The organism is Arthrobacter sp. P2b, from assembly GCF_900168295.1.
Lineage (GTDB): Bacteria > Actinomycetota > Actinomycetes > Actinomycetales > Micrococcaceae > Arthrobacter.
This window is the reverse complement of record NZ_FVZL01000007.1, coordinates 1-24,551: the sequence shown is the minus strand read 5'-3', so window position 1 is coordinate 24,551 and position 24,551 is coordinate 1. Positions and strand designations below refer to the sequence as shown.

The following is a 24,551-nucleotide window of genomic DNA, read 5'->3' as shown; positions in this document are numbered from 1 at the left end:
CCCCCGGTACCCCTAGGCGCGCCCCTTGAGGATCAGGTTCCAGTACACCTGCGGGAACATGTCCCGGTCCACCACCCAGGACAGCCGGCTCTCGTTCCACGTGGGCACCCGGGGGATGGTGGGCATGGGCCGATAGCGGTCGTCGAACTCGGCGAACACCACCGTGTCGCGCGACACCGTAAACGGGCACACCGAGTAGCCGTTGTACTTCTCGGGCAACGGCTTGCCCTTCCGCGCCGCCACCAGGTTTTTCGCCAGCACCTTGGTCTGCTTGCGCAGTGCCCCGCCCGACTTGGAGTTGGTGGTGCCGGCGGCATCGCCAAGCGACCAGACGTTGGAGAACCGGAGGTGCCGCAGCGTCTGCCGGTCCACCTCCACAAAACCGCCTTTGTCGCTGGCGGCAGGCAGGTCCGTGGCCTTGAGCCAGTCCGGGGCCGACTGCGGCGGGACGCCGTTGAGCACGTCGTAGTGCAGAACTTCCTCGGCGCCGGTTTCGGTGTTCCGGATAGTGGCGGCCTGGCCGGCGGCATCCACCGAGACCAGCTCGCTGTTGGTCCACAGTTCGATCCCGTACTCGGCGATCTTGCGGTCCAGCTCCCGGTCCACTTCCGGCACGCCGAACACGGTGGGGTAGGGCTGGACCATCACCACGCGGATCTTGTCCAGGACACCCTGTTCCTTCCAGTAGTCGCAAGCCAGGTACATGGGCTTCTGGCTGGCCCCGCCGCACTTGATGGGCCCGGCAGGCATGGTGAACACGGCGGTGCCGGACGTCAGTCCGCTGAGCAGGGTCCAGGCCTTGGGCGCCAGTTCGAACTCGTAGTGCGAGGCGCCGTGCGGGGAGTGCACGGCCGCGGCCAGCCCGGGCACGGCGTCCCAGTCGTACTGCAGCCCCGGGCATACCACCAGCTGCCCGTAGGCCACCGTGCCTCCCGAGGCGAGGGTGACGGTGTTGGCATTCGCGTCGACGTCCACTGCCGCGTCGCGGATCCAGGTCACGCCTTTGGGGGTTACCGACTGCTGGGTCCGGACTGCTTCCTTGGCCTGCGCCCGGCCACCTGCGATGTGGGAGAACAGCGGCTGGTAAAGGTGGTGGTCCCTGGGTTCGATCAACGCCACATCCTTGACGCCGTAGCGTTCCAGCCGGGCGGCGAGGGAGACGCCGGCATTCCCGCCGCCGATGATGAGGACCTCGTGCTGGGTGGCCATGCCGCTACTTCTTCTCTGTCAGGGCGGAGGCCTTGTGTGCGGCACGGGCGCCGGTCTTGGCGGATTCCACAACGTACTGCGGCTCATCCTCGCTGGCCCGGTGCGTGTGGCCGTCCAGTTCGAAGTCGGCGGTTTTCTTCTCGATGATCTTGCCGTGCGTCTTGCCCTGCGACGTATTCCACTCCACGGATGTTCCCTTGCTCAATGACATGTGTTCTCCTAGCTGGGGTTGGCGGTGGGTTGGGGCTCCACGGCGGGGGCCGTGCCCCCAGTATCCGCCGTTGGCAGCGGCGTCTCAATGGGGGCGTACGACGGCGGCGGGTCACCCACGGAGGGCTGTGTTGCCGGTGCCCCTCCGCCCGGCGCCTGGAAAGCGGGACCTGTGGGCGCGCCGCCCGGGGCGTTAGTTCCGGTAGGTGCGGCTGTTCCCGTGGGAGCTGGCGTCCCTGTGGTCCTGGTGGCGCTGGGATCCGCCTTGATGATTGCGGTGATCTGCTCCTTGTACGCGGCGATCCGGGCCTGGATTTCCGAGAGGGGAACGTTCTGGATGTTCCGGCCGTATTCAGCGATCTCGGCCCACAAGGCATTGAGCTGTTCAAGGCTGCTCGTGCCCAGCGGCCCGTCCATGGTGAGGACCAGCTGGCTGGCCAGCGCATACGTGAGGCAGTCCACGCAGTTGTAATTTGCCGCGGCCGACAGGTTTTCCGGGACGATGACGTCCGCCTCGCCAACGATGAGCACCACCTGGAAACCCACCGCCACGGCGGCACACCCGGTGCAGTTGGCGAAGGCGTAGGCCTCGTTCCGGGTATCTACGGGTTCGCCGTCCTCGGCCCACACCAGCGCAAAAGCCACACTGTACGTCACCGAACCGTCGGTGGTGTTCACCGCCAGCGCCTGGTTCCCGTCCTCCTCCGGCGCGGCCGGCCGGTCGAACGGGAACACCCAGGACGGTGCCGCGGTGCCCGCAGCAGTTGCAGCGGACGCGGTGCCGGAGCCGCTCTTCTCCGCCGGCACCAGCACCATGCTCAGCTGGGGGTTCTCCCGGGTCGGCTTGGCGGCGTCTTCCGGCCAGAGTGCAACGGTTGTGCCGCTGCGGCCTTCACGCAGCACGGTGCTGCCCTGCGGAACGATTGACGAGGTGGCGTCAGCCAGCGTGCCGCGTTCGTAAGGCTGCACGGGACGGTACGTGCCGCCGTCGGGCCACCATGCCCAGCCGAGCCCGGCCAGCAGTGCCGCCACGGCGGCCATGGCGGCGGTCCGCTGGAGGACCTTGCCCCGGGTCTTCTTCCAGAGGCCGGTCACCAGCTGCCGCAGCAGCCGGAACAGGATGTACAGCATCCCGAGCATGGGCAGCGCGACGGCGGCGATCGCCAATGCGCGCACGGCAGCGCCGGCCAGATCCCCGTCGGAGAGGCTGGCAGCGAGCATGTCCTGCTGTCTGCTGGCGCTATCCCAGGCGGTGGCCAGCAGCCGCGGCAGGGCGAGCACCATCATGGCCAGGCTGAACAGCAGCAGCGGCACGGTGACCAGCACCCATACAGTCACCACGGCTCGGGCCCACGGCTTGAGCACCTTGTTTTCGGGCCTCCCCCAATGCCAGGGCAGCAGGCCCAGGAGGGTGGGTTTGATGCGCTGGAAGAGGTCGGGCACTCCGGTGGTGTCCGCCAGGATGTGGTACCCGTCGAACCGCACCAGCGGGAGCAACTGCCGGACCATTTGCAGGATCTGGGTGACCACCACCAGCAGCAGCGCATCAAAGCCGGTGGCCCACCACAGCCCCATGATGGCCACAGCCACAATCGCGTTGAAGTACAGGCCGCCGAGGTCCGTGCGGAGGCGGCCGCCCCTGCTCAGCCGGTACGAGTCAGTGACGTCCGTGAAAAAGGCAGGCCACACGAGGTACAGGCCCGCACCCATGGCGCCCGGCGTTGCGCCGCCCTTGCGCGCGGCCGCGGCATGGCCGAACTCGTGGAAGCCGGCCGATAGGACGGTGATGGCAAAAATCAGCAGCAGCAGCGCTGGATTGGCGAACGCCTCATGCGTGGCGGAGCCCAGGCCCTTCACCATCAGCACCCACCAGCAGGCAGCCAGGAATGCGGCAGTAACGGCCACCACGATCAGCGGGTTGAACAGTGCCGCGAAGGGGGCCGTGATTTTCCTGGTGCGTTCGGGGTCCGTCACGGTGTACCGGAACCGCATACCGAGGAGCGGGTCTGCTTTCTTCACCTCCGGCTGGGAGCCGTCCGCCAGGCGGAGCAGTCCCATCGGCAGCAGCTGGGAGTCCATCAGCGTGCGCACGTTCTCCGCGCTGACCAGCCGCCCCGACCCTTGGGTGGCGTGCTGTGCGATCTCCTCCACGTCCCGGGTTCCGTCAGCACCTTCCAGCACCAGATAAAGCAGCCGGGTGAGCTGCAGGGTCTGGCCGTCGGCCCGGCGGACCAGCGAGGGAGCTTCCCGGTAACCGGATCCCTCGGACTGGCCCAGCAACTGGACGCCGTCGGCGCGCACGGGGACCTGCAGCGGGCGCTCGGCGAGGGAGGCATGGGACGACGGCGGGCCGGCCTCGGGGCGCGGCCCGCCGGTGGCGTGGCTCATCCGTGCTTACTGTTCGAGGTTGGACTGCTGGTCGGCAGAGGCGTTGGCCTGGCCCTCGATGTGCTGCGAAATGATGGCGTCCTGCTCGGCCACGGCGTAGGCCTGGCTGTCGATGGAGCCGATGTTCGCTGCCACGGCGGCGTCGATCGGGGCGGCCACGTTGGCATTTGCTGCCACGGCGCCGTTGATCGGGGCGGCGATGTCCGCGTCCGCGGCCAGGTCCACGTTGACGTTGAGCAGGTCCCCGTCGAGGGCGGCCGCCGGGTCCACCGGCAGCGCACCGACGTCGGGCAGGCTCTCTTCGGGAAGGACGCCGTCCGGAAGCGTGCCATCGGGAAGGGTGCCGTCAGGAAGGAGGCTCCCGCCGTCGGCCGTTCCTGCTGCGCTGCCCGCCTCAGTGGTTCCGGTGTCTGCCGCGGTATCGCCGTCGTCGACCGTGTCATTAGCCTGGTCGATGGTGCTGTCCTGGGTGGATTCCGCGTTCGCGTCAGCCTCGATGCCCTGCTCGATGACCACGCCCTGGTCCGCCAATGCCTGGGCCTCCGAGCCAAAGGAAAGGATGTTCGCCGAGGCGGCCGCGTCGATCGGGGCAGCTACGTTGGCGTTGGCGGCAACCGCCAAATCGATGGGTGCCGCGGCATCAATCCCCAGGTCCAGGTCCGCGTTCAGGTCGAGGACGGACGCGACTTCCTTGTCCGGCAAAGCTGTGGCCTGCTCCGACATCAGTTCGTCGTCCGTCAGGGGACGCATGTCATGTTCCATGCTGATGCAACCTCCGGGTCCGGCACGGGTTGGTCTGCCCCCAGCGGGCAGCCCGGCACCAGCCAATAGTAAGCATGATTAGCTTTTTTTCGGAACCGAACCCGCTTGCCAGGAAGGGAGTGTTACCGCAGGTCAAGATCGTTTCAGCATTGCCGCGGAGGCCCTTTTGTGGTTCCGCCGGCTGGGGCCACGGCCACTAACAACAGGGCATTGACAGTGGCTGGCCCGGGGTCCAAGCTGTCGCTGTGCCCGCCCCCATGCCCGCAGAACCGCGCCGGCATCAGGCACTGTTTGAGGAGAATCCGATGCCTGTAGTAGAGGAATCCGTCGTCATCGCCCGTCCGCCGCAGGAGGTCTTTGATTTCCTCGCCAAGTTTGAAAATACCGCCGTCTTTGACGCTTCCGTCACGTCCTCCGAACAGGTGGGCGACGGTCCCGTCGGGATGGGGTCCAGGGGCCGCGGCACCAGCAAGGTCATGGGACGGACTTTTGACTGGACCACCGAGATCATCGAGTTCGATCGGCCCAGACGCCTGGTGTCACGATCCGTCGAGGGAAAGCTGGACTTCACCGTTTCCTTGACCATGGAACCGTCCGACGGCGGCACCCGCCTCACGCAGCGGATCGAAGCCGCGTCCGGCCTTGGCGGCATCTTTGGAAAGCTGGCCGATCCCCTGGTGGAGCGGGCACAGGGCCGGACGGTCCGGGCCAACCTCGAGAACCTGGCCGAGCTGTTGGAGGAGCACCCGGACGCCTGACCGGCAGGCCGGTGCCTACTTCAGGCCCGCGCCAGGCAGCAGCTCGGTGGCGCCCAGCGAGTCGGCGATGAAGGCATAGTCCCATGCCCGTTCGCGCCACTGCACGTACCTGCCTGAGGCGCCGCCGTGGCCGCCGTCCATCTCAATCTTCATGAGGATGGGCTCGGAACCGGTGGTCCTGTTCCGCAGCTCCTGGACCCATTTGGCCGGCTCCACGTACAGCACCCGGGTGTCGTTGAAGGACGTGACCGCGGCGATCTTGGGGTAGGCCACCTCCCGCACGTTCTCGTAGGGGGAGTAGGACTTCATGTAGGAGTAGGCCTGGGGGTCCGTGATCGGGTTGCCCCACTCCTCCCACTCCAGTGCGGACAGCGGCAGGTCCGGGTCAAGGATGCTGGTGAGCGGGTCCACGAAGGGCACCTGCGCCACGATTGCGGCGTACTTTTCCGGGGCCATGTTCGCCACTGCACCCATCAAAAGCCCGCCCGCGGAGCCGCCAAGGGCTGCAATCCGGGCAGGATGCACCCAGCCAGAGTTCGCCAGCCAGTCGGTGGCGTCCACGAAATCCGTGAAGGTGTTCTTCTTGGTTAGCTTCTTCCCGTCCTCGTACCAGTGCCGGCCCAGTTCGCCGCCGCCGCGGATGTGTGCGATCACGAACACCACGCCGCGGTCCAGCAGGGACAGCCGGGCGATGCCGAAGCCGGGGTCCATGCTCAGCTCGTAGGAGCCGTACCCGTAGACCAGGCCGGCCGCCGTCGAGTCCTGTTGTACGGCCTTGTGGCGCAGTACCGACAGCGGGATGCGGGTGCCGTCCCCGGCCACCGCCCATTCGCGGGTGGCCACGTAGTCGCTGCCGTCGTAGCCGCCCAGGACCGGGCTCTCCTTGCGCAGCAGCAGCTCGCCGGCGGGCCGCTCCGCGGTGGGCAGCACGAAGTCATACACCCGGGACGGCGTGAAGTAGGAGGTGTAGCCCAGCCGGATAACCGGCGCTTCGTAGTCGGAACCGCCCACGCCGGCGGTGTACAGCTCCTCGTCAAATGCCGGTTCCACCGGTGCCTGCTGGGCCGGCGTGCCCAGCCCGGCCAGCCCCATGACCTGGACCCGCTCGATGGTGTCCTTGCGGATGGAGACGATGAGGTGCGTGGAGGTGACGCCGGCGCCGTTGACGCGGACATCGTCGGAATGCTCGACGACGGTCTGCCACTGCTGCTCGGACAGCGGCTTCTGCAGCTCGGCCGGGTCCGTCAGGGAGACCATGGAGTTAATGGCGCCGCGGTTGTGAGTGAGGAGGATGCGCTCTGTTGTTTGGCCGTCCGGGCCGTCGAGCAGGAACGGCTCGGCCTCGTAGAGGACCCGTTCGTTGCGGGAGATGACGGTGGTGACAGTGCCCGTGGGATCGTCGAACCGGAGCAGGCGGGTCTCGCTGTATTCGGAGCAGCCGATCCCCAGCACCAGGTACCGGCGGTCGGCGGAAAGTTCGAAGCCCAGCCACATGGCGGCGTCGTCCTCCTGGTAGACCACCACGTCATCGGTGACGGGCGTGCCCAAAACGTGGGCCTTCACCTGGTACGGCCGCCAGGAATCATCAACCACGGTGTAGAAGATGCGTGTGCCGTCGGGGGCGAAGGAGACGCCGTAGAACACGTTCTCGATGACATCCGGCAGCAGTTCGCCCGTGCGGAGGTCCTTGATCCGGAGCGTGAAACGCTCGTCCCCCGAGTTGTCCACGGCGTAGGCGTACAGGTTGCCGTCCACGGTCACGGCCGTGCCGCCCACCGAGAAGAACGGCTTGCCTTCCGCTTCCACGTTCCCGTCCAGGAGGACTTCCTCGCCCGGGATCTCCACACCGGGCTCGACGGCGGGCGGGGTCCAATCGGCGATTTTGTCGTCGGTGTCGGCGGCCCTGACCCGGCACTGGATCCCGTATTCCTTGCCTTCGACGGACCGGCTGAAGTACCACCAGCCGTCCTTGCGGTGCGGCACGGAAAGATCGGTCTCCTGGGTGCGGCCCTTGATCTCCTGGAAGATGGCCTCGCGGAGCGGTTCCTGGTGCGCGGTGACGGCTTCCTGGTAGGCGTTCTCAGCCTTCAGGTGCTCCACTACCTCGGCCGATTCCTTGTCCCGCAGCCACTCGTAGTTGTCCACGAAGGTGTCCCCGTGATGCGTCCGTTCGAGGGGAACTCTCTTGGCCACCGGCGGCGTGGCCGTGGCGGACGCGGGGGTGCTGGCGGAATCCTGCAGCGGAGTCTGGGTCATTCCTTCAATATAGCCACCAGCCCGGACAATGGGCGGGGCCGTTCGCTACCGGGGGAGCGGCACCAAACCCTCCCACGCCCCATTGCCCTGTCACTTATCGTCGTTCCCGGCGCCGTGAACGACGATAAGTGACAGCGGATCCCACAACACGCCGCCGTCGTACCTGCCCTAGTGGGGTTCAGGCGGCAGGCGTATCCTGTTCACGCCAAGGCACATCCGCCCAGCGTGAGAGGGGAAGTTTATGACCATCCCGCCAGTGCATGAACCCGAGCCGTTCCCGCCCGAGCCCGGGCCATCTCCTGATCCCACCCAGCCTGGCCATCCCGGGCCGCCGGCTCCGAATCCGTTCCCCACTCCTGAGCCGCCGGGCCCGTTGCCGGTGCCGGACCCAGGTCCTGCACCGCTCCGCCCGGACCCCACCAGGAGCTAGAAGCGCACCTTTTGAGGGGCCTTTCACTCTCAGTGAAGGGCCCCTCAGCCACGTCTGCAGCAGCCGAAAAATCTTCCAAAATTCCCTGCCGGACCGCTTGCGGATCTCCTTCTGCGGTGCTAAAAAATCTATATCAGCCAATACAGATCGGCTGGTAACCAAAAATGTGTTGGACCGTCTCTTACGAGGAGGGAAGCCATGTTGATGCGAACCGATCCGTTCCGCGAGCTGGACAGGCTGGCCCAGCAGGTCCTCGGTACGGCAGCGCGTCCGGCAGCCATGCCGATGGACGCATGGCGTGAGGGCCAGGAATTTGTTGTCGCCTTTGATCTGCCCGGCGTCGCAGCGGATTCAGTGGATCTGGATGTGGAACGGAATGTCCTGACGGTGCGGGCCGAGCGTCCGGACCCCGCGGGCAAGGACACCGAGTTGATCGCCTCCGAGCGGCCGCGCGGCGTGTTCAGCCGCCAGCTGATCCTCGGGGACACCCTGGATACGGACAACGTCAAGGCCAGCTACGACGCCGGTGTCCTGACGCTGCGGATTCCTGTCGCCGAGAAGGCCAAGCCGCGCAAGATCGAGATCGAAACGAAGGGGGCAAAGCAAGAGATCGCCGCCTAGTTTCGACCCCAGGATCGGGACGTCGGGTACTGATTGTTGACTGCCTCTTTGGGCGGATTGCCATTCTGAGCACGCCACAGCGCTTATGCGCACCGGCAGGTTACGCCTGAACTTCCCGATACGGTGGCCCCCGGATCCGTCCGGGGGCCATCCCATGTGAAGCCCCGCTGGAGAACGCAACGCGGAGTCAGACCCGGCCCAATACGGTCGGGATATTGGGCCAAAAGTGACTCCGCGTTGCTTTCGTGAGGGGGCGTCAGGTGTTGAGTTCGAGCATCAGTGCGGGAAGTTCGTCGGCGAGTTCGCGGGCCAGGAAGCCGAGCGGTCCCAGGCGACTGGCCAGGCGGTCGGCGGCCGCGGCATGCAGATGCGTCCCCCAGCACGCGGCCTGGGCGCCGCTGGTTCCGCGGGCCCGCAATCCGGCGATGGCACCGGCCAGAACATCGCCGCTGCCGGACGTCCCCAGCCCGCCGTACCCGGTGGTGATCTTCCACATTTCGGACTCCTCGGGAGCGTCACCGGGCGGCCGCGCAATCAGGCCCTGGCAGCTCACCACGGCGTCGAAGCGGCGGGCCACCGACGCCACATCAGCTTCCAGGTCCTCGATGTCCCGCCCCAGCAGGACCGCCGCCTCTTTGGGGTTCGGCGTCAGGATCAGCCGGCCCCGCCACGGCTCCAGTTGATCTTCGAGCTTGACCAGGCCGCCCAGGGCGTAGGCATCGAGTACGACGGCGGGGCCTCCTGAGCCGTCCGGCCCGCCGTCGGATTCCTCCCGCTCCAAGAGCAACCGCAGCATCTCCTCCGCGAGGTCCGGGTCGTCCAGCCCCGGGCCAATAAGAATTGCATCGGCACGCTCAAGGTAGGACGAGATGCGGTCCAGGCCCTCACCCGTCACGGACCCATCGGCAGTTTCCGGCAGTCCCATGGCCCCGCATTCGGGCAGCGCAACCCCCACCTGCGCCGCCACGGATTCCGCAACGGCCAGTGTCAGCTTTCCGGCACCCGCACGCAGGGCTGCGGTACCGGCGAGCAGGGCAGCCCCCGGCGTTGCCCGGGCCCCGCCGACCACCAGCACCGAACCGCGCGAGTACTTGTCCTCGCCCGGCGCAGGCAGCGGCCAGTCCCGCAGCAGCGAGGGGGTCACAAGGGTAGGGGAACCGGAATCACTTCGGGTGGACACTGGCGTCCCCCGCATGCTCGGTGACTGTGACACCCTGTTCGGCCAGGTGGTCCGCCACGTTGAAGCTCTCAAGCGTCCATGGTCCCTCGCCGGACGGTCGCACGTACCGTGTCAGGGACGCGTTGAGGACCGAGGTGCTGGCCGCGAGGTCAAGGATTTCCCGTTCGGTCATGCCCTCCAGGACGTACCGGAACAGCAGGATCACGGCGTCGTGGCACACCAGCATGACCCGGTGCCCGGTGCCGAGGTTGTTCAGTTCGTCCAGGACCGAGCGCAGCCGAAGTGCCACGTCAGCCCAGGACTCACCGCCTGGCGGCCGGTAGTACAGCTTGCCCAGCCACTCCCGGCGCTCGGCTTCCTCCGGGTAACGCGCCTCGACGCCCCGCCGGGTGAGCCGGTCCAGGATGCCCAGTTCACGGTCCCGCAGCCGTTCGTCGGTCCGCACTTTTGCACGCCAGCCCGCAGTTTCCACCGCGATCTCCGCCGTCTGCAGTGCCCGTGCATAAGGGGAGGAAAACACAGCATCCGGCCGGAACTCCTCGGCGATCCGGGCCAGCGCCGTCCCCAGCGCCTTGGCCTGGTCCCGCCCGGTATCGGACAGGTCCACGTCCGCATCCCGGGCGGGCACATCGATGACCTCAGCCCCGGCCAGCCGCGCCTCCGTGGCGGCAACGTTGCCTTCGCTCTCGCCGTGCCGGATCAGCAGCAGTTCCACTGCGCCGGCCTCCTGCACTGCCTGTGTCAGCCCGTCGTCGTTCACGAAAAACCACCCCGTCCGCTTGCCTTGCCGAATGCAGGAACACTACCAGCGGCGTACCCACGGGGCCGGAAAAATAAACGGACGACGGCGTCCTGCCGCGGCTACCGTTCCGGCGTCAGCACCTTGGAGAACACCGTGGCTCCGTTGGCGTTGTGCAGGCTCACGGTAAAGGTGTCGTCATCCAGCTGGACGTGCCCGAAGAACTGGTTCTCGCCGTCGCGCGGTGATTCGCCCGGGAAACGGCCGGCCTTGGAGAACACCACCTCGGGACCGAACGTGCCGTCCATGGCGTTCGGGCCGAAGGACCCGGCCGCGATGGGGCCGGCCACAAACTCCCAGAACGGGTCGAAGTCGGTGAACGCAGCGCGCTCGGGCGAGTAGTGGTGGGCGGCGCAGTAGTGGACGTCGGCGGTCAGCCACACCACGTTCTTCACCCGGTTCCGCTGGAACGCGCTGAGCACCCCGGCGATCTCCAGCTCACGGCCCAGCGGCGCACCGGCGTCGCGGTTCGCCAGGCTCTCCTGGTTGACGGCACCGTCTGGAACGATGATGCCCAGCGGCAGGTCCGCGGCGATGACCTTCCAGGTGGCCTTCGACGCCGACACCTCACGGATCAGCCAGTCCACCTGCTCCTGCCCCAGGACGGACGTGGCGTACGGCTCCTTGCCGTCCGTGTTGGGGGATTTGAACGTGCGCATGTCCAGGCAGAAGATGTCGAGCTGCGGGCCGCGGGAAATCTTCCGGTAGATGCGGGCGGGATGGTACTGGCCGGCGTCGTCGAACGTTCCCGGCCGCCACAGCGCGGCGGAGTCCGCGATCGGCATGTTCTCCTGCCAGGCCTGCCGGCCGCGGGCGGCGAGGGTGTTGACGTCGCGGACGGTATACCGGGGGTCGTCCAGGATTTCGCCGGGGTACCAGTTGTTGGTGGTCTCGTGGTCGTCCCAGTTGGCGATGACGGGCACGTCGGCGAACATCGCGCGCATGTTGGCGTCCATCGAGTTGTAACGGTGCCGGCCGCGGTATTCGGTGAGCGTTTCGGCCACCTTGGACACCTCCTCGGTGACCAGGTTCCGCCACACCTGCCCGTCCTTCTCCACCACAGTCTCCGCCAGCGGCCCGTCAGCATAGACGGTGTCGCCCGAGTGGATGAAGAAGTCCGGCCGCGTCTGGTGCATGGCGCGGTAGCCGCGCATCCCGCCGATGTCCTCGTTGATGCCCCAGCCTTGGCCGGCGGTGTCGCCGGTCCACACAAAGCTTTGGGCGGACGACGGCGGGACGTCGCCGCCAGCGCTCGTCCCGCCGGTGCGGCCCTTGCCGTTGTACGTCCCGGCGTCGGGGGCCGTGCGGAAGGTGCCGCGGACCGTCTCGCCGGCCGCGCCGCCGTCGTCCTCGAAGCTGATCTCGAGCGCGAACCGGGTGTTGGACGGCAGGTTCCCGGCGTGGATCTTGGCGGTGAAGTCGGACGCCTGGGTGGCCCGCGGGCCGCGGAGGGTGCGCTCAAAGGCGCCTCGCCCGCGCAGGATCTCCCCGCCGTCGTTCACTGCCCGCAGGACGGCGGTCATCCTGCCGGCGCCCGACGCACGCGACCACAGCACGGCCGAATCCGACGTCACGTCCCCGGTGGCGATGCCGCTGGGAAGGGTGAGCCGGTTGCGGACCAGGGCCACGCCGGCGGGGGACTGGCGGGTGGTCTGGGCCTGTGCGGCGGCCGGAACGGAGGCCAGGGCGGCTGCGAGGACGGAGCCCTTAACGATGGTGCGGCGGGAAATTTCAGTACGGGAGTTCGACGTCATGCCCTCAGGCTGTCGCCGCCCGGCGCACGGATCCTTTCCCGCGGGTGAACGGCCGGTAAGCCCGGGTTGAACAGGACGCGGGCCCGCCACAGCGGGCGTCCGTGCGCAGTGAAGCCCGGGTTCAGTGCGCAGGGGCAGTCCGTGCGCACTGAACCCGGCGCTCACTGCACTGGCTATAGTCTTACGGCCTCGCGAACTCTGCGATCCGGCCTTCCCGCAGTGCCGCGCCGACGGCTGCGACGCCGCCGTAATCGGGGAACAGCACGGACTGCCCGGCAACAAACCCGGCACCCGCCGTCGGGAGGGTCATGGTGCCGATCGCATTCGCGTCCAGGTTGCGGAGGCTGTAAGCGAGGATGGCGGCCTGGACCGGGTCAAAAGCCCTGTCCACGGTAAGGCAGCAGGAGGCGAAATCCACCAGCCCGCGGACGGCGTTGACGTCGTTCAGGGCGCCGCCGGCCGTGAGCCGGGCCAGGATGGCGCGGAGCAGGATCTGCTGGTTGCGGACCCGCTGGAAGTCGCCGTCCACGAACGCGTACCGTTCCCGGGAGAACTCCAGCGCGGACTGCCCATCCAAATGGTTCACGCCGGCGGCGAAGACGTGCCCGGTATCGTGGGTGGACTGGAATGCGATGGGCACGTTGACGTCGATCCCACCAAGCCCGTCGATCAGGACCTTGAGCCCGTGGAAGTCCATCATCAGGGTGTGGTCGATGGCGATCCCCAGCAGCGACTGGACGGCGGCGGTCTGCATGTCAATGCCGCCGTACTGCAGGCCCGAATTGATCTTGGCCCCGCCGAAACCGGGGATGTCCACCCACGTGTCCCTGTTGATCGAGACGATATAGAGTGCCCTCCGGTCAGCCGGGACGTGGACCACCATCAGGGTGTCGGCGCGCTGGTCCTGGGGCTGGCCGGTTGCCGCCGTGTGGGCTGCTGCCTCTCTCGCATTTCCACGCATGTCGCTGCCGATCACCAGCACGTTCATGGGTGCAGCGGGCAGCTCCGGGATGGGTGGCGGCGGCGGTGGAGGCGGCGGAGGCGCGGGGGTGGTTTCCGTCTGCGTCTCCGACGGCGTGGGGCTGGGTGTTTCGCTTTGCGTTTGGGTGGCCGCCGGCTGGGCTTCGGACCCGGTGCGGTTCAGGCTGACGACGGCGACGACGGCCGCTGCCGCCAGCACCAGCGCCAGCAGTGCCGCGATCCAGCGCCGCCGGCCGTGGGCCACCCATGCGAGGCCGTGCGGATGCGTGTCGGAAGGGCCGGGTCCCGTGGCCCCGGATGGGTCAGAGCCGCCTGGCATGCTCATGGTGCCGTCACCTCATCGTGTTGGGTGGGATCAGTGTCCGCCCACCAACCCCCCGTTGGCTACAGACTTATCCAAACTGTCACCTGTGAATGCCAGGGAGATTCCCGCCACGTCATGGTGGGCAGCCAACACGATGTCTTCCCGTCCGCCGGGGTGCCGCCGGGGACGCGGGAACGGAGCGTGGACGCCGGAACGTTACAGCGTGGTGGACGCGTTCCCGCGAACCGGGGCGTTGAGGCGGGCGTGGCGGAGGATGGAAACAATGGCGGGCGCCATCTCGTCCTCCATCTGCCGGTAAACCTCCGGCGCGCGCCGGTAGGGGTCCACGATGTCGTTCTCGGCTGCGTCGGCCGGCAGGGCGAGGTGCCGTACTCCGGCGGCCCGGGCCGGCAAGCCCCGCCAGAAGGCGGCGTTGGCACCCAGCCAGTCGCCGTCGTCGTACTCCTCCACAACGGGCGGGCCGCCTGCGCTGGTCTCCGCGCGGGCGTCCAGGACGTCGAGCATGCGGGCGAACTCCCGGATGGTGAACGTCCGCTTCAGCAGCGACGCGTCCAGCTGCAGCACTTCGCCGCGGTGCCCGGAGGTCATGGTGAGCACCAGGTCCACCCCTCGCAGGATCTTCGGGCTCAGCTGGCGGGCCACGAAGTTCTCCGGGTCGCCGCCGAAGGTGCGCACGATGTCGGCCGAGATGGGCTGCATGGGGTCACCCACCATGGCCCGCGTGCCCGCGCTGGTCACCTGGAAGCCGCCCGGCACCACCTGGTTGAGCCCTGCCTGCAGCAGCCGTTCGGCCACGGGGGAGCGGCAGATGTTGCCGGTGCAGACGGTCAGGATTCTTACTGGTGCGGATGTATCCAAGGAGATTTCTCTTTTCCCAGCCGGTGCACGGACCGTTCAGCCCGTGCATTTCAACTTAACACGCCCCGCCCCAACGCCCCCTCATATCCTGCGGCCCGCACCCCTGCGCCCCATCACCTCTCGCGGCCAAACCCGGGACGCTCTATCACCTCCTGCGGCTAAACCAGCGACGCTCTATCATCTTTCGCAGCGTTTTCCCGGATCCTCTCGCACTACCAATTCATTTCCTCTCCCACCACCATGGAGTATGCGGAGAAAGGCACCATGACATGACTGCAAGCCGTATCGAACGCGACTGCGTAATTTCCGGCGGCGGGCCGGCGGGCATGGTGCTCGGTTACCTGCTCGCGCGCGCCGGCCTGCGTGTCACCGTGCTTGAGAAGCATGCGGACTTTTTGCGGGACTTCCGGGGCGATACCGTGCACCCGTCCACCGTGACCCTTCTCGGCGAACTCGGGCTCAGGGAAAAGTTCCTGGAACTGCCGCTCACCCGCCTGCCGACCATGGACGCTGTGATTGACGGCCAGCGCCTCACCATCGTGGACTTCTCCACCCTTCCGGCGCCTGACAACTTCCTGGTCCTCGCGCCCCAGTGGGACTTCCTGAACTTCCTGGCCCGCGAGGTGGCGGTGTTTCCCAACTTCGAGCTGCGCATGCTCACCGAGGCCACCGGACTGATCATCGAGGACGGCCAGGTGCGCGGGGTGCGGGCCACGTCACCTGGCGGTCCGCTTGAAATCCGCGCAACGCTCACCGTTGCCGCCGACGGACGCGCTTCGGCCCTCCGTGCCGCCGCCGGACTGGTTCCGGAGGAGTTCGGGGTGCCCATCGATGTGCTGTGGTTCGGCCTTCCCAAACCGCCGGAGGCGCCGCCCCCAACCCTGGGATACCTGTCCCGGCGGGGGATGGTCCTGACGATTGACCGCGGCGACAGATACCAGTCGGGCATGGTCATTCGGAAAGGCGGTTTTGACAAGCTTCGCGGCGCGGGAATTGAAGGCCTTCGCGAGCAGATCACCCACGCTGCGCCCGTACTGCGGCCGGTGGTCGGCAGCCTCACCGACTGGGAGCAGGTCAAGCTGCTGACCGTCCAGATTAACCGGCTCCGGGGCTGGTACCGTCCCGGGTTCATCGCGATCGGCGATGCCGCCCACGCGATGTCCCCAGTGTTCGGCGTCGGTGTGAACTTCGCGATCCAGGACGCGGTGGCCCTATCCAACGCCATCGCGGCAGACCTCGCGGCCGGAGCTGCCCCGACGGCGACACTCGCCCGGGTGCAACGGCGGCGGGAATGGCCAGTGAAGGTCATGCAGCGGCTGCAACGCAACGCCCACAGAGTGATCGTCAGGGCAACCACCGGCAGCCGGATCGCGCCCCGCTGGGCGGTTCGGCTTCTCCGGGCCGCCTCACCACTGCTGCGCCGCTTCACCGCCCGCTTCATCGGCATCGGCGTCCTCCCCGAACACGTCAAAAGCCGGGACGCCTGACCCTGTTTGCGCCGCTGCGACGCTCTCTCACCTTTCGCAGGTTAAGCAGCGACGCTCTCTCGCTTTCTTCTCGAAAGTGAGAGAGCGTCGCCCGGAATGATGCAAAAGGTGAGAGAGCGTCCGGGGGTAGGGCCGGTCAGAGGCCGGCCAGGAGCTGCTTCATCTCGGCGATCTCGGATTCCTGGGCCGCGACAATATCGCGGGCGAGCTGGATGGATTCGGGGTACTTGCCGGCGCCGATCTCCTGTTGTGCCATGTCAACGGCTCCTTCGTGGTGCCCGATCATCTGCTCCAGGAACAGCCGGACAGCGTCCGCTCCCGACGCGGCTTTGAGCTTATCGATACCGTCGTCGTCCACCATGCCGGACATCCCGTGCCCGGAGTGGTCACCCATCACGGGCGCGTTCCAGCTTTTGAGCCAGCCGGTCATGGTCTCGATTTCCGGGGCCTGGGCATCCTTGATCTTGGTTGCCAGGGCCGTGATCTCGGCAGGCAGGCCAGGCTTGGCCAGGACGATGTCGCTCATCTCCACGGCCTGGGCGTGGTGCGGAATCATCATCTGGGCGAACATGATGTCCGCCTGGTTATGCTCGGCGCCGGCATCCGGCATCATGCTGGACATCGGGCTGGAGCTGGCATGGCCGCTGCCGTGCATGCCGTTGCTGCCGGGATTTCCGGAGTTGGCGGCGCACCCGGCAAGGCCGAGCGAGGCTGCCAGGGCGGCAGCAATGGACAGGGTTTTGATCTTCGTGTTCACGTGAAATGTCCTTCAGGAAAGTAACTGGACTGGGTCGTTAATGCGTGCGGGAGCACGCTGCAGTCCCGTTTACGTCCGGCTGATGGACAGTTCGCAGGGCGTGGGGCTCGCCGGGACATAGGAGTAGATGCCTGCCCCACCGAGGCGACCCGCAAGGACCGGACTGGCGGCGGCGGATCGCTCGGGCGGAGCGACGGTGAGCGATCCGGCCTTGGCCAGCGGGACGCAGGACGTACCGGAGGTTTGCATTCCCGGGCAGGAACCTTCGCACGACGGCGGTGCAAGGCTTGGTTGCGTCGCGTGCCCCGGGCGGTCCGCAGCAGAGTGCCCGGCCGTGGAGTGGTGTGCAGAGGTGTGCCGCGGTGCAGAGCTGTGGTCATGCAGGACGGCGGCATCCTGCAGCACTGTTCCGTGAGTAACGGGGTGCGACGCGTGCGCAGAATGGCTGGCCGTCATGACGTGCATGCCGAGGATTCCGGCCACGATCACCAAAAGACCTGCCAGCAGTGCGGCCCTGCCCAGGAGGGCCGCCAGGCCGTGCATGGATCCAGGCATTGGCGGTTCCTCCTTTCGGCAGGGGCGGGTCTGGTGACCACGGGTGATGGGGCGTTGTGTGAATAGCGGCGGAAGGTGATGGGGCGTTGTGTCTAACGTACCGCCGCGGGGTTCAGTTTCAGGCGCCGGAGCAGCTGGGCGTTCAGCGCCACCACGATGGTGGACGCGGACATCAGCACGGCACCGGCCGCGGGGGAGAGGACCACCCCGGCGAAAGCCAGGACGCCCGCGGCCAACGGCACGGACAGCACGTTGTAGCCGGTGGCCCACACCAGGTTCTGCCACATCTTCCGGTAGCTCGCCCGGGACAGGTCCACCATGGACAGCACGGCCCGCGGGTCGTTGCCGGCCAGCACCACGCCGGCGGACTCCATGGCCACATCCGTGCCGGCGCCGATCGCGATGCCCACCTCGGCCCGTGCCAGCGCCGGGGAGTCATTTACGCCGTCGCCCACCATGGCAACCTTCAGGCCGCGGGCCTGGAGTTCAGCCACCTTCTTGTCCTTGTCCGCAGGCAGGACCTCGGCGAACACCTCGTCGATCTTCAGGTCCGCAGCCACGGCCTCTGCCACCTGCCGGGCATCGCCGGTGACCATGGCCACCTTGATGCCGCGGTTCTGCAGCGCCGCAACCGCCTGCCGCGACTCCGCCCGCACCGCATCCTCCAGGCTGACCGCCCCCAGCACGCGGCCGCCGTCGTCCATCACGTGCAGGACGGCGGCACCGCGGTCCATCCACCCGCGGGTGGTGGCGGCCAGGGCAGCGGGTTCGACGGCGGCAAGCTCGCGCAGGAGCGCGGGCCCGCCGACGTGCACGGTCCGGCCGTCCACCACGGCCCGGACTCCACGACCGGTCAGTGAGCTGAAGCCGCTGGCGGCGGGGAGTTCAAGGCCGCGGGCGGCGGCGGCCCGCACGATGGCCCGGGCCACGGGATGCTCACTGTCGGATTCGACGGCGGCGGCCAGTGCCAGCAGCTGGTCGGCATCCACACCCTCTGCAGTGGCGATGTCCACAAGTTCCGGTTCGCCCGTGGTGAGGGTGCCGGTCTTGTCGAAGAGGACAACGTCAATGGTCCGCATCCGCTCCAGCGCCATCCGGTTCTTGATCAGCACGCCCGCCCGGGCTGCCTGTTCGGTGGAGATCGCGATCACCAGCGGAATGGCCAGGCCCAGGGCGTGCGGGCAGGCAATGACCAGCACGGTGACGGCGCGGGTGACGGCCTCCGGGACACTGCCCAGCAGGGTCCAGGCGATGAAGGTCAGGACGCCGGCCACGGTGGCGAAGTAGAAGAGGAAAGCTGCGGCCCTGTCAGCCAGGGCCTGGGCCCGCGAGGACGAGGCCTGGGCTTCCGCCACGAGGCGCTGGATCCCGGCCAGTGCAGTGTCATCGCCCACGGCGGTCACCCGCACGCGGACACTGGTATCCGTGGCCACCGTACCAGCCACAACCGTGTCGCCGGGGCCGCGGGCGACCGTTTTGGACTCGCCGGTGATCATTGACTCGTCGAACTCGGCCTGTCCTTCAACCACGGTCCCGTCGGCCGGCATCCGTGCACCGGAGCGGACCAGGACAAGGTCATCGGGCCGGAGCACGGAGACAGCGACGGTTTCCGTGCCGCCTTCGGTGATCCGTTCCGCTTCATCCGGCAACAGCGCGGCCAGGGCGTCCAAAGCACCCTGCGCCGAACCCAGGGCCCGCATCTCGATCCAGTGGCCCAGCAGCATGATGGCCACCAGCAGGGCGAGCTCCCACCAGAAATCGAGATCGAAGCCGCCGATACCCAGGCTGGTGATCCACGAGGCCACGAACGCCACGGTGATGGCCATGCCGATCAGGAGCATCATGCCCGGCCGGCGGTCCCTGAGCTCCTGCAGCCCGCCTTTCAGGAACGGCTGCCCGCCGTACAGGAAAATCACGGTGCCCAGGACGGGCGGGATCCAGGCGGAGCCGGGGAACATCGGGGCCATGTAGCCGAAGATGTGGCCCACCATGGGGCTGAAGTAGACCACGGGGACGGACAGTGCCAGCGTGAGCCAGAACCGGTTCTTGAACATCGCGGTGCTGTGGCCGGCGTGCTGGCCATGGGTGTGGACGGTGTGGTCATCGCCGTTGTGCTGTGGGTGACTGCCGTGCATGTGTCCGGCAGGGACTGACGACACGCGCGCTTCGGTGAGCGTACGGCTTTCCCGGCTGCCGTCGTCGTGATGGTGGTGCTGCGTATGGTCTTGCATGGTTTCCTCCTCGGAGGACAGCCGCGGCTGTCAGAAGCGACGCGGAAGGTGAGAGAGCGTCGGCCGGATCACTGCGAAAAGTGAGAGAGGGCCGCCCGGATTATTGCGAAAGGTGAGAGAGCGTCGGGGCGGGGGTGTCGGCGTCGGGCGTTTCGGCGGCGGCGCGGGGGATCCCGACGGCGGCCGGCGGCTTGAGTGCGTGGGCTGCGGGTGAACAGCAGCTGCAACCGGAGGAGGAAGCCAGGGGGAGGGTGATGCGGTTCTCGATGTTCATGTCAGTTCCATTCCTTAGAGCAGGATTAATGGGTGCTGGGGTTGAACGGCTGTGAAGGCGGTGCTGGGCACCGGCCGGGACATACCACTTCACTGACAACACCATGAATATACCCCCGGGGGGTATCTGAGTCAAGGCTCTGATTGGCGTGCTTCTGGCGGGTGTTCCCGTCATGCGGGCGTCCGGCCCTATCCACTGTGGCCCGCTCCGGCCATACTGGTAGGAACGCCCACGGAGCCACCAGGCCTGCTGCGGGCGCGCTGGATGCTACATGGAGGTGGCCCCGTGACTGACCTGAACGGCCCTTATACGTTTTCGAGTGCCCTTGGTGACAACGAATGCGTCGCGGGGACTTTTCATGTGGACATGGACGGGATGAAGATCCACTGGTCCGACGGCATGTACCAGCTGCACGGATACCAGCGGGGCGAGGTGGTCCCCACCCTGGACCTGCTGTACGCCCACAAGCACCCGGAGGACCGGCCCAGGTGCGAGGCCATCGTCGCCCAGGTGGCGCAGACCGGCGGCTACTTCTGCATGTACCACCGCATCATTGACGCCCGCGGACGGACCCGTCGGGTACTCACATCCGGCGACGGAATCATGAACGATAAAGGCGTGGTCACCGTGATCGAAGGGGTCATGGTGGACCTCACCACCACCTTGCAGCGCGAAACGGAGCAGATCGCCCGGGACGCCGTCCTCGGTGCCACGTCCACCCGCAGCATCATCGACCAGGCCCGCGGCATCTTGATGGGCCAGCTGAAGATGGGCGCCGACGACGCTTTCAAGATGCTCGTGAGCACCAGCAGCCACAGGAACGTCAAGCTGGTTGTGGTGGCCGCGGAGCTGGTACAGCTGGCCAACTCCACGGAAACCCGGACCTATCTGGACACCGCCGTCAGGGCCATCCAGGCCGAGGGCCGGGTCTCTCTAGCGGGCCGGCGCCGGGCGAGCTAGCCGGAACCGTCGGCACTGCCCCCCGCGGCGCTTCCGTGATCCGGCATTTTCATGCTGGCGGCAGGGCCCGTACTATGGACGGAAGGTGCGCCGGGAAGTCTGGTCGGCATGATTTTGCCGACTCCACATGTTAGGACGCCTTCATGAGCTCCACGCCGCCATCAACACCGCCGCCAGCCGCTCCCCGCGGATCCACGATCCTGTCCCGCGGCTCCTATGCCGAAGCGCTGCGCATCGGCGAGATCCTCCGCAAGGAAACCGTGGGCGGCGCCCTCCTGGTGATCGCGGCGGTGATCGCACTGGTTTGGGCCAACTCCCCGGCATCGGACAGCTACTTCGCGCTTCGCGACTTCAAGGTGGGTTACGAGCCCTGGCACCTTGAGCTGAGCCTGGGTGCGTGGGCGGCCGACGGGCTGCTGGCCATCTTCTTCTTCCTCGTTGGCCTGGAACTCAAGCGCGAATTCGTGGCCGGGGACCTGCGGCAGATCAGCAAGTCGATCGTCCCCGTGGCCGCCGCCGCGGGAGGTGTGGTGGTCCCGGCGGCGATCTACGCCGTCGTGAATCTCACCAGCCCGGAGACGCTGCGCGGCTGGGCCATCCCCACCGCCACGGACATCGCCTTTGCAGTCGCCGTGCTGGCCATCATCGGTTCCCACCTGCCCAGCGCACTGCGGATCTTCCTGCTGACACTGGCCGTGGTGGACGACCTCATCGCCATCAGCATCATCGCGTTCTTCTACACCACCGACATCCAGGTCACGCCCCTGCTCCTCGCCCTGGTTCCTCTGGCGCTGTACACCTTCCTGGCCCAGAAGTACCGGCATTTCTTCGGGCGCAAGGCGGCCGCGGCCTGGTTCATCCTGCTGCCGCTGGGAGTTGTTGTGTGGGCGTTGGTGCATGCCTCGGGCATCCACGCCACGGTGGCTGGTGTGCTGCTGGGCTTTGCCGTCCCGGTGATCCGCTCGCGTGCGGGCGGCGGCCCCGGGTCCGGCCCGGGACTGGCTGAAATCTTCGAGCACCGGTTCCGGCCCATCTCCGCCGGCATTGCCGTCCCCATTTTCGCGTTCTTCTCCGCCGGCGTGGCCGTGGGCGGCTGGGAAGGACTTCGCTCGGCACTCGCGGACCCTGTGGCCCTGGGCATCATCGTTGGCCTGGTGCTGGGCAAACCGATCGGCATCCTGGGCACCACGTGGGTCCTGACGAAGGCCACCAGGGCCAGCCTGGACAGCTCATTCAAGTGGATTGACGTGTTTGGTGTGGCGCTCCTGGCAGGCATCGGCTTTACGGTGTCACTGCTGGTGGCCGAGCTCAGCTTCGGCCACGGAAGCCTGCATGACGACCACGCCAAGGTGGGAATCCTCACGGCGTCCCTGCTTGCCGCCCTGCTGGCCACAGTGGTGCTGCGCACAAGGAACCGCCAGTACCGCGCCGCCGAGGAGCTGGAAAAGGTGGACGCGGACCGGGACGGAATCCCGGACGTCTACCAAAACCGCCCCTGACAACAGCAACGCGAGGTCACTCCCTGCCCGATGTTCGCTTCGGATTGGGCCGGGAGTGACCCCGCGTTGCTCTAGTCGCGCTGGATAAGTCAGCGCCGCACGGACTTCCGGCGGCCGGCGACTGCTTCTGCCGTGCCCACCAGGAGCACCGAGGCGATGACGGCCACGATGAAGCCCAGGAAGTTCAGCTCGAAGATGTCCCCGGTCCCCAGCAGTGACGCGACCACTCCGCCGATCACCGAGCCCACAAGGCCCAGCAGGAGGGTGGCGAGCAGGCTAAGGTTCTGCTTGCCGGGTTTGATGAGGCGGGCCAGTGCGCCAATGATCAGGCCGGCAACGATGAATCCAATCACGGTGTGCTCCTTCGTGGTGTTGCTGCCGCAACGGCAGCATTCCTAGCACTGGCCGTACCCCGGCCGCCTCGGGTTTATGCGGGTGAGAGCCGGTTAAGCGGCTGGGCCGGGTCCTCCACGTGCCGGATCTCCAGGGCTTCGGGGTCCAGCAGCTTCCGAGTGCCGGTCCTCGCGTCCAGTATCCAGAACAGTTCAAGGGCTGGTACGACGTCGGTCACCCGGCCCCGGTGGAACAGCTTGCCCCTGTGCCACGCCTCGATGTGGTCTCCGATGCGGAGCTGACCGGTACTGACTCGTTGTGCCTCCATGGCTGCCTCCTGCTGTTGTATCCCCGTAGGCACAGCTTGCCGTGGCGAGGTTGCCGGAGTGTTTCAGGAGGGTGTTTTTTCTGTGTCAGCTGTGGCCGCTGCGCCGTAGGTTCAGCATGTGCATCAGAAGTGCCCGTTGCGGCTGGCCGGGGTTGTGCTCCACATGCCAGGTCAGCGAGCTCCGGACGTCCGCTTCGCAGGGCTCGGTTCCACTGAGAATCTCGTCAATAATTTCCATGGCCTGCAGCTGCAGGCCCAGATGTGCCACTTCAGCGCAGATGTTGCGGGTGGGCTGCCGGTCTCCGTGCATGGTTGCCGCCTTCGTGCCATCGCAGGCTCCCTCGTGGGGAGCGAAACTGCAGGCCCCAGCCCGCCCGGTGAATATGCTAAGTGTACTTATGAATGTGGGGCGGGCCAAGCATTTTGGCCGGGTCGAACCTTCCGTATTCCTGGTTTTTAGGCGTGGGTCGGTTCTTCGACCAATGCCGTGGCGATGCTGTCCGCATCGTCCAGGGCGGCGAGGTAGCGTTCGGCGTCCAGGGCTGCGGCGCAGCCGGTTCCCGCGGCGGTGATGGCCTGGCGGTAGCGGTGGTCCACGGCGTCCCCACAGGCGAAGACCCCGGAGATGTTGGTGACCGTGGTGGGGGAATCCACCATGATGTAGCCCTCAGCGTCCAGGTCCAACTGCCCGGCTACCAGTTCGGTGCGGGGGACGTGGCCGATCGCCACGAAGATCCCGGTCGCGGCGTGCTGGCGGGCTTCCCCGGAGCGGGTGTCAGTGAGGGTCACGCCGGTGACCTTCCCGTCGCCGTGGATGGCGGTGACGGCGGAGTTCCAGGCGAAGCTGATCTTCGGGTTGTCCTTGGCCCGCTGCGCCATGATGCGGGAGGCGCGGAGCTCCTCGCGGCGGACGACGACGGTCACGGACTTCGCGAACCGGGTCAGGAACGTCGCTTCCTCCATCGCCGAATCACCGCCGCCGACCACGATGATGTCCTGTTCCCGGAAGAAGAACCCGTCACACGTGGCGCACCAGGACACCCCGTGGCCGCTGAGCTTCTTCTCCTCCGGCAAACCCAGTTCCTTATAGGCCGAACCGGTAGCCAGGATCACCGTCGGCGCCTGGTGGGTTTCCCCGCCCCCGGTGACCACGGTCTTCAGGTGACCCTTCAGGTCAACGGAAGTGACGTCGTCGAACACTACCTTCGCGCCGAACTTCTCGGCCTGCTCCTGCAGCCCGTCCATCAGCTCCGGCCCCTGGATCCCGCCCGGGAACCCCGGAAAGTTCTCCACCTCGGTGGTGTTCATCAGTGCGCCGCCCGCGGTCACCGAACCCGCCAGCACCAAAGGTTCCAAACCCGCCCGGGCGGCATAGATGGCAGCGGTGTACCCCGCCCGACCGGACCCGATAATGATCAACTGTTCGTTCGTCATGGAGGTCTCCTTTGGAGTTACTGGGCGGACGGATTCTACGCCCTTGCCCGCATGATCCTCCAGCCCCCGCGTTGACTCGTTGAAAACCTCCGCGTAGACCGATTCGTTGCCTCATTTGAAAACCTCCGCGTAGCGGCGTGGTTCTCGGGAGCGGCACCGGAT

Annotated in this window: 23 protein-coding genes; 5 read left to right on the top strand and 18 right to left on the bottom strand. The window is 67.1% G+C overall.

Annotated elements, in window-relative coordinates:
- Positions 1-12: 12 nt before the first annotated feature.
- Genes B5520_RS12805 through B5520_RS12790 form a run of 4 tightly spaced genes read right to left on the bottom strand, consistent with a single transcriptional unit; the run spans position 13 to position 4,557 of the window.
- Entirely contained in the window at positions 13-1,209 is a 1,197-nt protein-coding gene (locus tag B5520_RS12805; RefSeq protein WP_079597457.1) for an NAD(P)/FAD-dependent oxidoreductase, read from the bottom strand.
- 4 nt (positions 1,210-1,213) lie between these two features.
- Positions 1,214-1,420 carry a DUF2945 domain-containing protein gene (locus B5520_RS12800; protein ID WP_079597456.1) on the bottom strand — a complete coding sequence of 69 codons (207 nt, stop codon included), beginning with the start codon at positions 1,418-1,420 and terminating at the stop codon, positions 1,214-1,216.
- 8 nt (positions 1,421-1,428) lie between these two features.
- A complete protein-coding gene (locus tag B5520_RS12795) occupies positions 1,429-3,807 on the bottom strand; it encodes a M50 family metallopeptidase (protein WP_079597455.1) in 2,379 nt (792 codons plus the stop codon).
- A 6-nt stretch (positions 3,808-3,813) separates the two neighbouring features.
- On the bottom strand, positions 3,814-4,557 hold the full coding sequence (locus tag B5520_RS12790; protein WP_079597454.1) for a peptidoglycan-binding protein: 744 nt from the start codon (positions 4,555-4,557) through the stop codon (positions 3,814-3,816).
- Between the two features lie 317 nt (positions 4,558-4,874).
- Here B5520_RS12790 and B5520_RS12785 point away from each other — a divergent pair, with 317 nt between their 5' ends.
- Positions 4,875-5,327, top strand: a complete 453-nt coding sequence (locus B5520_RS12785; RefSeq protein WP_079597453.1) for an SRPBCC family protein — start codon at positions 4,875-4,877, stop codon at positions 5,325-5,327.
- Positions 5,328-5,342: 15 nt separating this feature from the next.
- Here B5520_RS12785 and B5520_RS12780 read toward each other — a convergent pair whose 3' ends face one another.
- Positions 5,343-7,583 (bottom strand): S9 family peptidase, encoded by a 2,241-nt coding sequence (locus B5520_RS12780; protein ID WP_079597452.1) that lies wholly within the window; start codon positions 7,581-7,583, stop codon positions 5,343-5,345.
- Between the two features lie 628 nt (positions 7,584-8,211).
- Here B5520_RS12780 and B5520_RS12770 point away from each other — a divergent pair.
- Entirely contained in the window at positions 8,212-8,634 is a 423-nt protein-coding gene (locus B5520_RS12770; RefSeq protein WP_079597450.1) for an Hsp20/alpha crystallin family protein, read from the top strand.
- A gap of 256 nt (positions 8,635-8,890) precedes the next feature.
- On the opposite strand, the gene B5520_RS12765 is transcribed toward B5520_RS12770, so the two are convergent.
- The 5 genes from B5520_RS12765 to B5520_RS12745 form a co-directional block, all read right to left on the bottom strand.
- Positions 8,891-9,814: an NAD(P)H-hydrate dehydratase gene (locus B5520_RS12765; protein ID WP_176156858.1), complete on the bottom strand. Its 924-nt coding sequence runs from the start codon at positions 9,812-9,814 to the stop codon at positions 8,891-8,893.
- Positions 9,798-10,574 carry a histidine phosphatase family protein gene (locus tag B5520_RS12760; RefSeq protein WP_079597448.1) on the bottom strand — a complete coding sequence of 259 codons (777 nt, stop codon included), beginning with the start codon at positions 10,572-10,574 and terminating at the stop codon, positions 9,798-9,800. Before B5520_RS12760 ends, B5520_RS12765 begins: the two co-directional genes overlap by 17 nt.
- 101 nt (positions 10,575-10,675) lie before the next feature.
- Positions 10,676-12,367, bottom strand: coding sequence for an alkaline phosphatase D family protein (locus B5520_RS12755; protein WP_079597447.1), 1,692 nt, complete (start codon positions 12,365-12,367; stop codon positions 10,676-10,678).
- A 181-nt stretch (positions 12,368-12,548) separates the two neighbouring features.
- A complete protein-coding gene (locus B5520_RS12750; RefSeq protein WP_079597446.1) occupies positions 12,549-13,673 on the bottom strand; it encodes an LCP family protein in 1,125 nt (374 codons plus the stop codon).
- A gap of 195 nt (positions 13,674-13,868) precedes the next feature.
- Positions 13,869-14,531, bottom strand: a complete 663-nt coding sequence (locus B5520_RS12745; RefSeq protein ID WP_079597445.1) for an arsenate reductase/protein-tyrosine-phosphatase family protein — start codon at positions 14,529-14,531, stop codon at positions 13,869-13,871.
- A 269-nt stretch (positions 14,532-14,800) separates the two neighbouring features.
- Here B5520_RS12745 and B5520_RS12740 point away from each other — a divergent pair, with 269 nt between their 5' ends.
- Entirely contained in the window at positions 14,801-16,018 is a 1,218-nt protein-coding gene (locus B5520_RS12740) for an FAD-dependent oxidoreductase (protein ID WP_079597444.1), read from the top strand.
- Between the two features lie 136 nt (positions 16,019-16,154).
- Here the strand turns inward: B5520_RS12740 and B5520_RS12735 are convergent, their stop codons facing one another.
- From B5520_RS12735 to B5520_RS22760, 4 genes are all read right to left on the bottom strand, one after another.
- Positions 16,155-16,775: a DUF305 domain-containing protein gene (locus tag B5520_RS12735; RefSeq protein ID WP_079597443.1), complete on the bottom strand. Its 621-nt coding sequence runs from the start codon at positions 16,773-16,775 to the stop codon at positions 16,155-16,157.
- 69 nt (positions 16,776-16,844) lie between these two features.
- Complete coding sequence (locus tag B5520_RS12730; protein WP_079597442.1) at positions 16,845-17,330, bottom strand: hypothetical protein; 486 nt, start codon at positions 17,328-17,330, stop codon at positions 16,845-16,847.
- Between the two features lie 92 nt (positions 17,331-17,422).
- Entirely contained in the window at positions 17,423-19,561 is a 2,139-nt protein-coding gene (locus B5520_RS12725) for a heavy metal translocating P-type ATPase (RefSeq protein ID WP_079597441.1), read from the bottom strand.
- A 100-nt stretch (positions 19,562-19,661) separates the two neighbouring features.
- A complete protein-coding gene (locus B5520_RS22760) occupies positions 19,662-19,835 on the bottom strand; it encodes a hypothetical protein (RefSeq protein WP_176156857.1) in 174 nt (57 codons plus the stop codon).
- Between the two features lie 285 nt (positions 19,836-20,120).
- Here B5520_RS22760 and B5520_RS12720 point away from each other — a divergent pair, with 285 nt between their 5' ends.
- Entirely contained in the window at positions 20,121-20,795 is a 675-nt protein-coding gene (locus tag B5520_RS12720; RefSeq protein WP_254865563.1) for a PAS and ANTAR domain-containing protein, read from the top strand.
- A 143-nt stretch (positions 20,796-20,938) separates the two neighbouring features.
- Positions 20,939-22,294, top strand: a complete 1,356-nt coding sequence (nhaA, locus tag B5520_RS12715) for a Na+/H+ antiporter NhaA (RefSeq protein WP_079597439.1) — start codon at positions 20,939-20,941, stop codon at positions 22,292-22,294.
- Between the two features lie 89 nt (positions 22,295-22,383).
- On the opposite strand, the gene B5520_RS12710 is transcribed toward nhaA, so the two are convergent.
- The 4 genes from B5520_RS12710 to trxB form a co-directional block, all read right to left on the bottom strand.
- Positions 22,384-22,647 (bottom strand): GlsB/YeaQ/YmgE family stress response membrane protein, encoded by a 264-nt coding sequence (locus B5520_RS12710; RefSeq protein ID WP_079597438.1) that lies wholly within the window; start codon positions 22,645-22,647, stop codon positions 22,384-22,386.
- A 74-nt stretch (positions 22,648-22,721) separates the two neighbouring features.
- The gene (locus B5520_RS12705; RefSeq protein WP_079597437.1) at positions 22,722-22,955 is read right to left on the bottom strand and encodes a hypothetical protein; all 234 of its coding nucleotides are present in this window, start codon (positions 22,953-22,955) and stop codon (positions 22,722-22,724) included.
- An 85-nt stretch (positions 22,956-23,040) separates the two neighbouring features.
- Entirely contained in the window at positions 23,041-23,265 is a 225-nt protein-coding gene (locus B5520_RS12700; protein WP_079597436.1) for a hypothetical protein, read from the bottom strand.
- A gap of 146 nt (positions 23,266-23,411) precedes the next feature.
- Positions 23,412-24,389 carry a thioredoxin-disulfide reductase gene (trxB, locus tag B5520_RS12695; protein ID WP_079597435.1) on the bottom strand — a complete coding sequence of 326 codons (978 nt, stop codon included), beginning with the start codon at positions 24,387-24,389 and terminating at the stop codon, positions 23,412-23,414.
- Positions 24,390-24,551: the final 162 nt, after the last annotated feature.

What these genes read in the sequence shown, in the direction of transcription:
- B5520_RS22760 (WP_176156857.1), bottom strand. Translation starts at nt 19,835, where the DNA reads ATGAACATCGAGAACCGCATCACCCTCCCCCTGGCTTCCTCCTCCGGT.
- trxB (WP_079597435.1), bottom strand. Translation starts at nt 24,389, where the DNA reads ATGACGAACGAACAGTTGATCATTATCGGGTCCGGTCGGGCGGGGTAC.
- B5520_RS12700 (WP_079597436.1), bottom strand. Translation starts at nt 23,265, where the DNA reads ATGCACGGAGACCGGCAGCCCACCCGCAACATCTGCGCTGAAGTGGCA.
- B5520_RS12750 (WP_079597446.1), bottom strand. Translation starts at nt 13,673, where the DNA reads ATGAGCATGCCAGGCGGCTCTGACCCATCCGGGGCCACGGGACCCGGC.
- B5520_RS12790 (WP_079597454.1), bottom strand. Translation starts at nt 4,557, where the DNA reads ATGCGTCCCCTGACGGACGACGAACTGATGTCGGAGCAGGCCACAGCT.
- B5520_RS12730 (WP_079597442.1), bottom strand. Translation starts at nt 17,330, where the DNA reads ATGCCTGGATCCATGCACGGCCTGGCGGCCCTCCTGGGCAGGGCCGCA.
- B5520_RS12725 (WP_079597441.1), bottom strand. Translation starts at nt 19,561, where the DNA reads ATGCAAGACCATACGCAGCACCACCATCACGACGACGGCAGCCGGGAA.
- nhaA (WP_079597439.1), top strand. Translation starts at nt 20,939, where the DNA reads ATGAGCTCCACGCCGCCATCAACACCGCCGCCAGCCGCTCCCCGCGGA.
- B5520_RS12805 (WP_079597457.1), bottom strand. Translation starts at nt 1,209, where the DNA reads ATGGCCACCCAGCACGAGGTCCTCATCATCGGCGGCGGGAATGCCGGC.
- B5520_RS12740 (WP_079597444.1), top strand. Translation starts at nt 14,801, where the DNA reads ATGACTGCAAGCCGTATCGAACGCGACTGCGTAATTTCCGGCGGCGGG.
- B5520_RS12780 (WP_079597452.1), bottom strand. Translation starts at nt 7,583, where the DNA reads ATGACCCAGACTCCGCTGCAGGATTCCGCCAGCACCCCCGCGTCCGCC.
- B5520_RS12770 (WP_079597450.1), top strand. Translation starts at nt 8,212, where the DNA reads ATGTTGATGCGAACCGATCCGTTCCGCGAGCTGGACAGGCTGGCCCAG.
- B5520_RS12705 (WP_079597437.1), bottom strand. Translation starts at nt 22,955, where the DNA reads ATGGAGGCACAACGAGTCAGTACCGGTCAGCTCCGCATCGGAGACCAC.
- B5520_RS12755 (WP_079597447.1), bottom strand. Translation starts at nt 12,367, where the DNA reads ATGACGTCGAACTCCCGTACTGAAATTTCCCGCCGCACCATCGTTAAG.
- B5520_RS12785 (WP_079597453.1), top strand. Translation starts at nt 4,875, where the DNA reads ATGCCTGTAGTAGAGGAATCCGTCGTCATCGCCCGTCCGCCGCAGGAG.
- B5520_RS12800 (WP_079597456.1), bottom strand. Translation starts at nt 1,420, where the DNA reads ATGTCATTGAGCAAGGGAACATCCGTGGAGTGGAATACGTCGCAGGGC.
- B5520_RS12795 (WP_079597455.1), bottom strand. Translation starts at nt 3,807, where the DNA reads ATGAGCCACGCCACCGGCGGGCCGCGCCCCGAGGCCGGCCCGCCGTCG.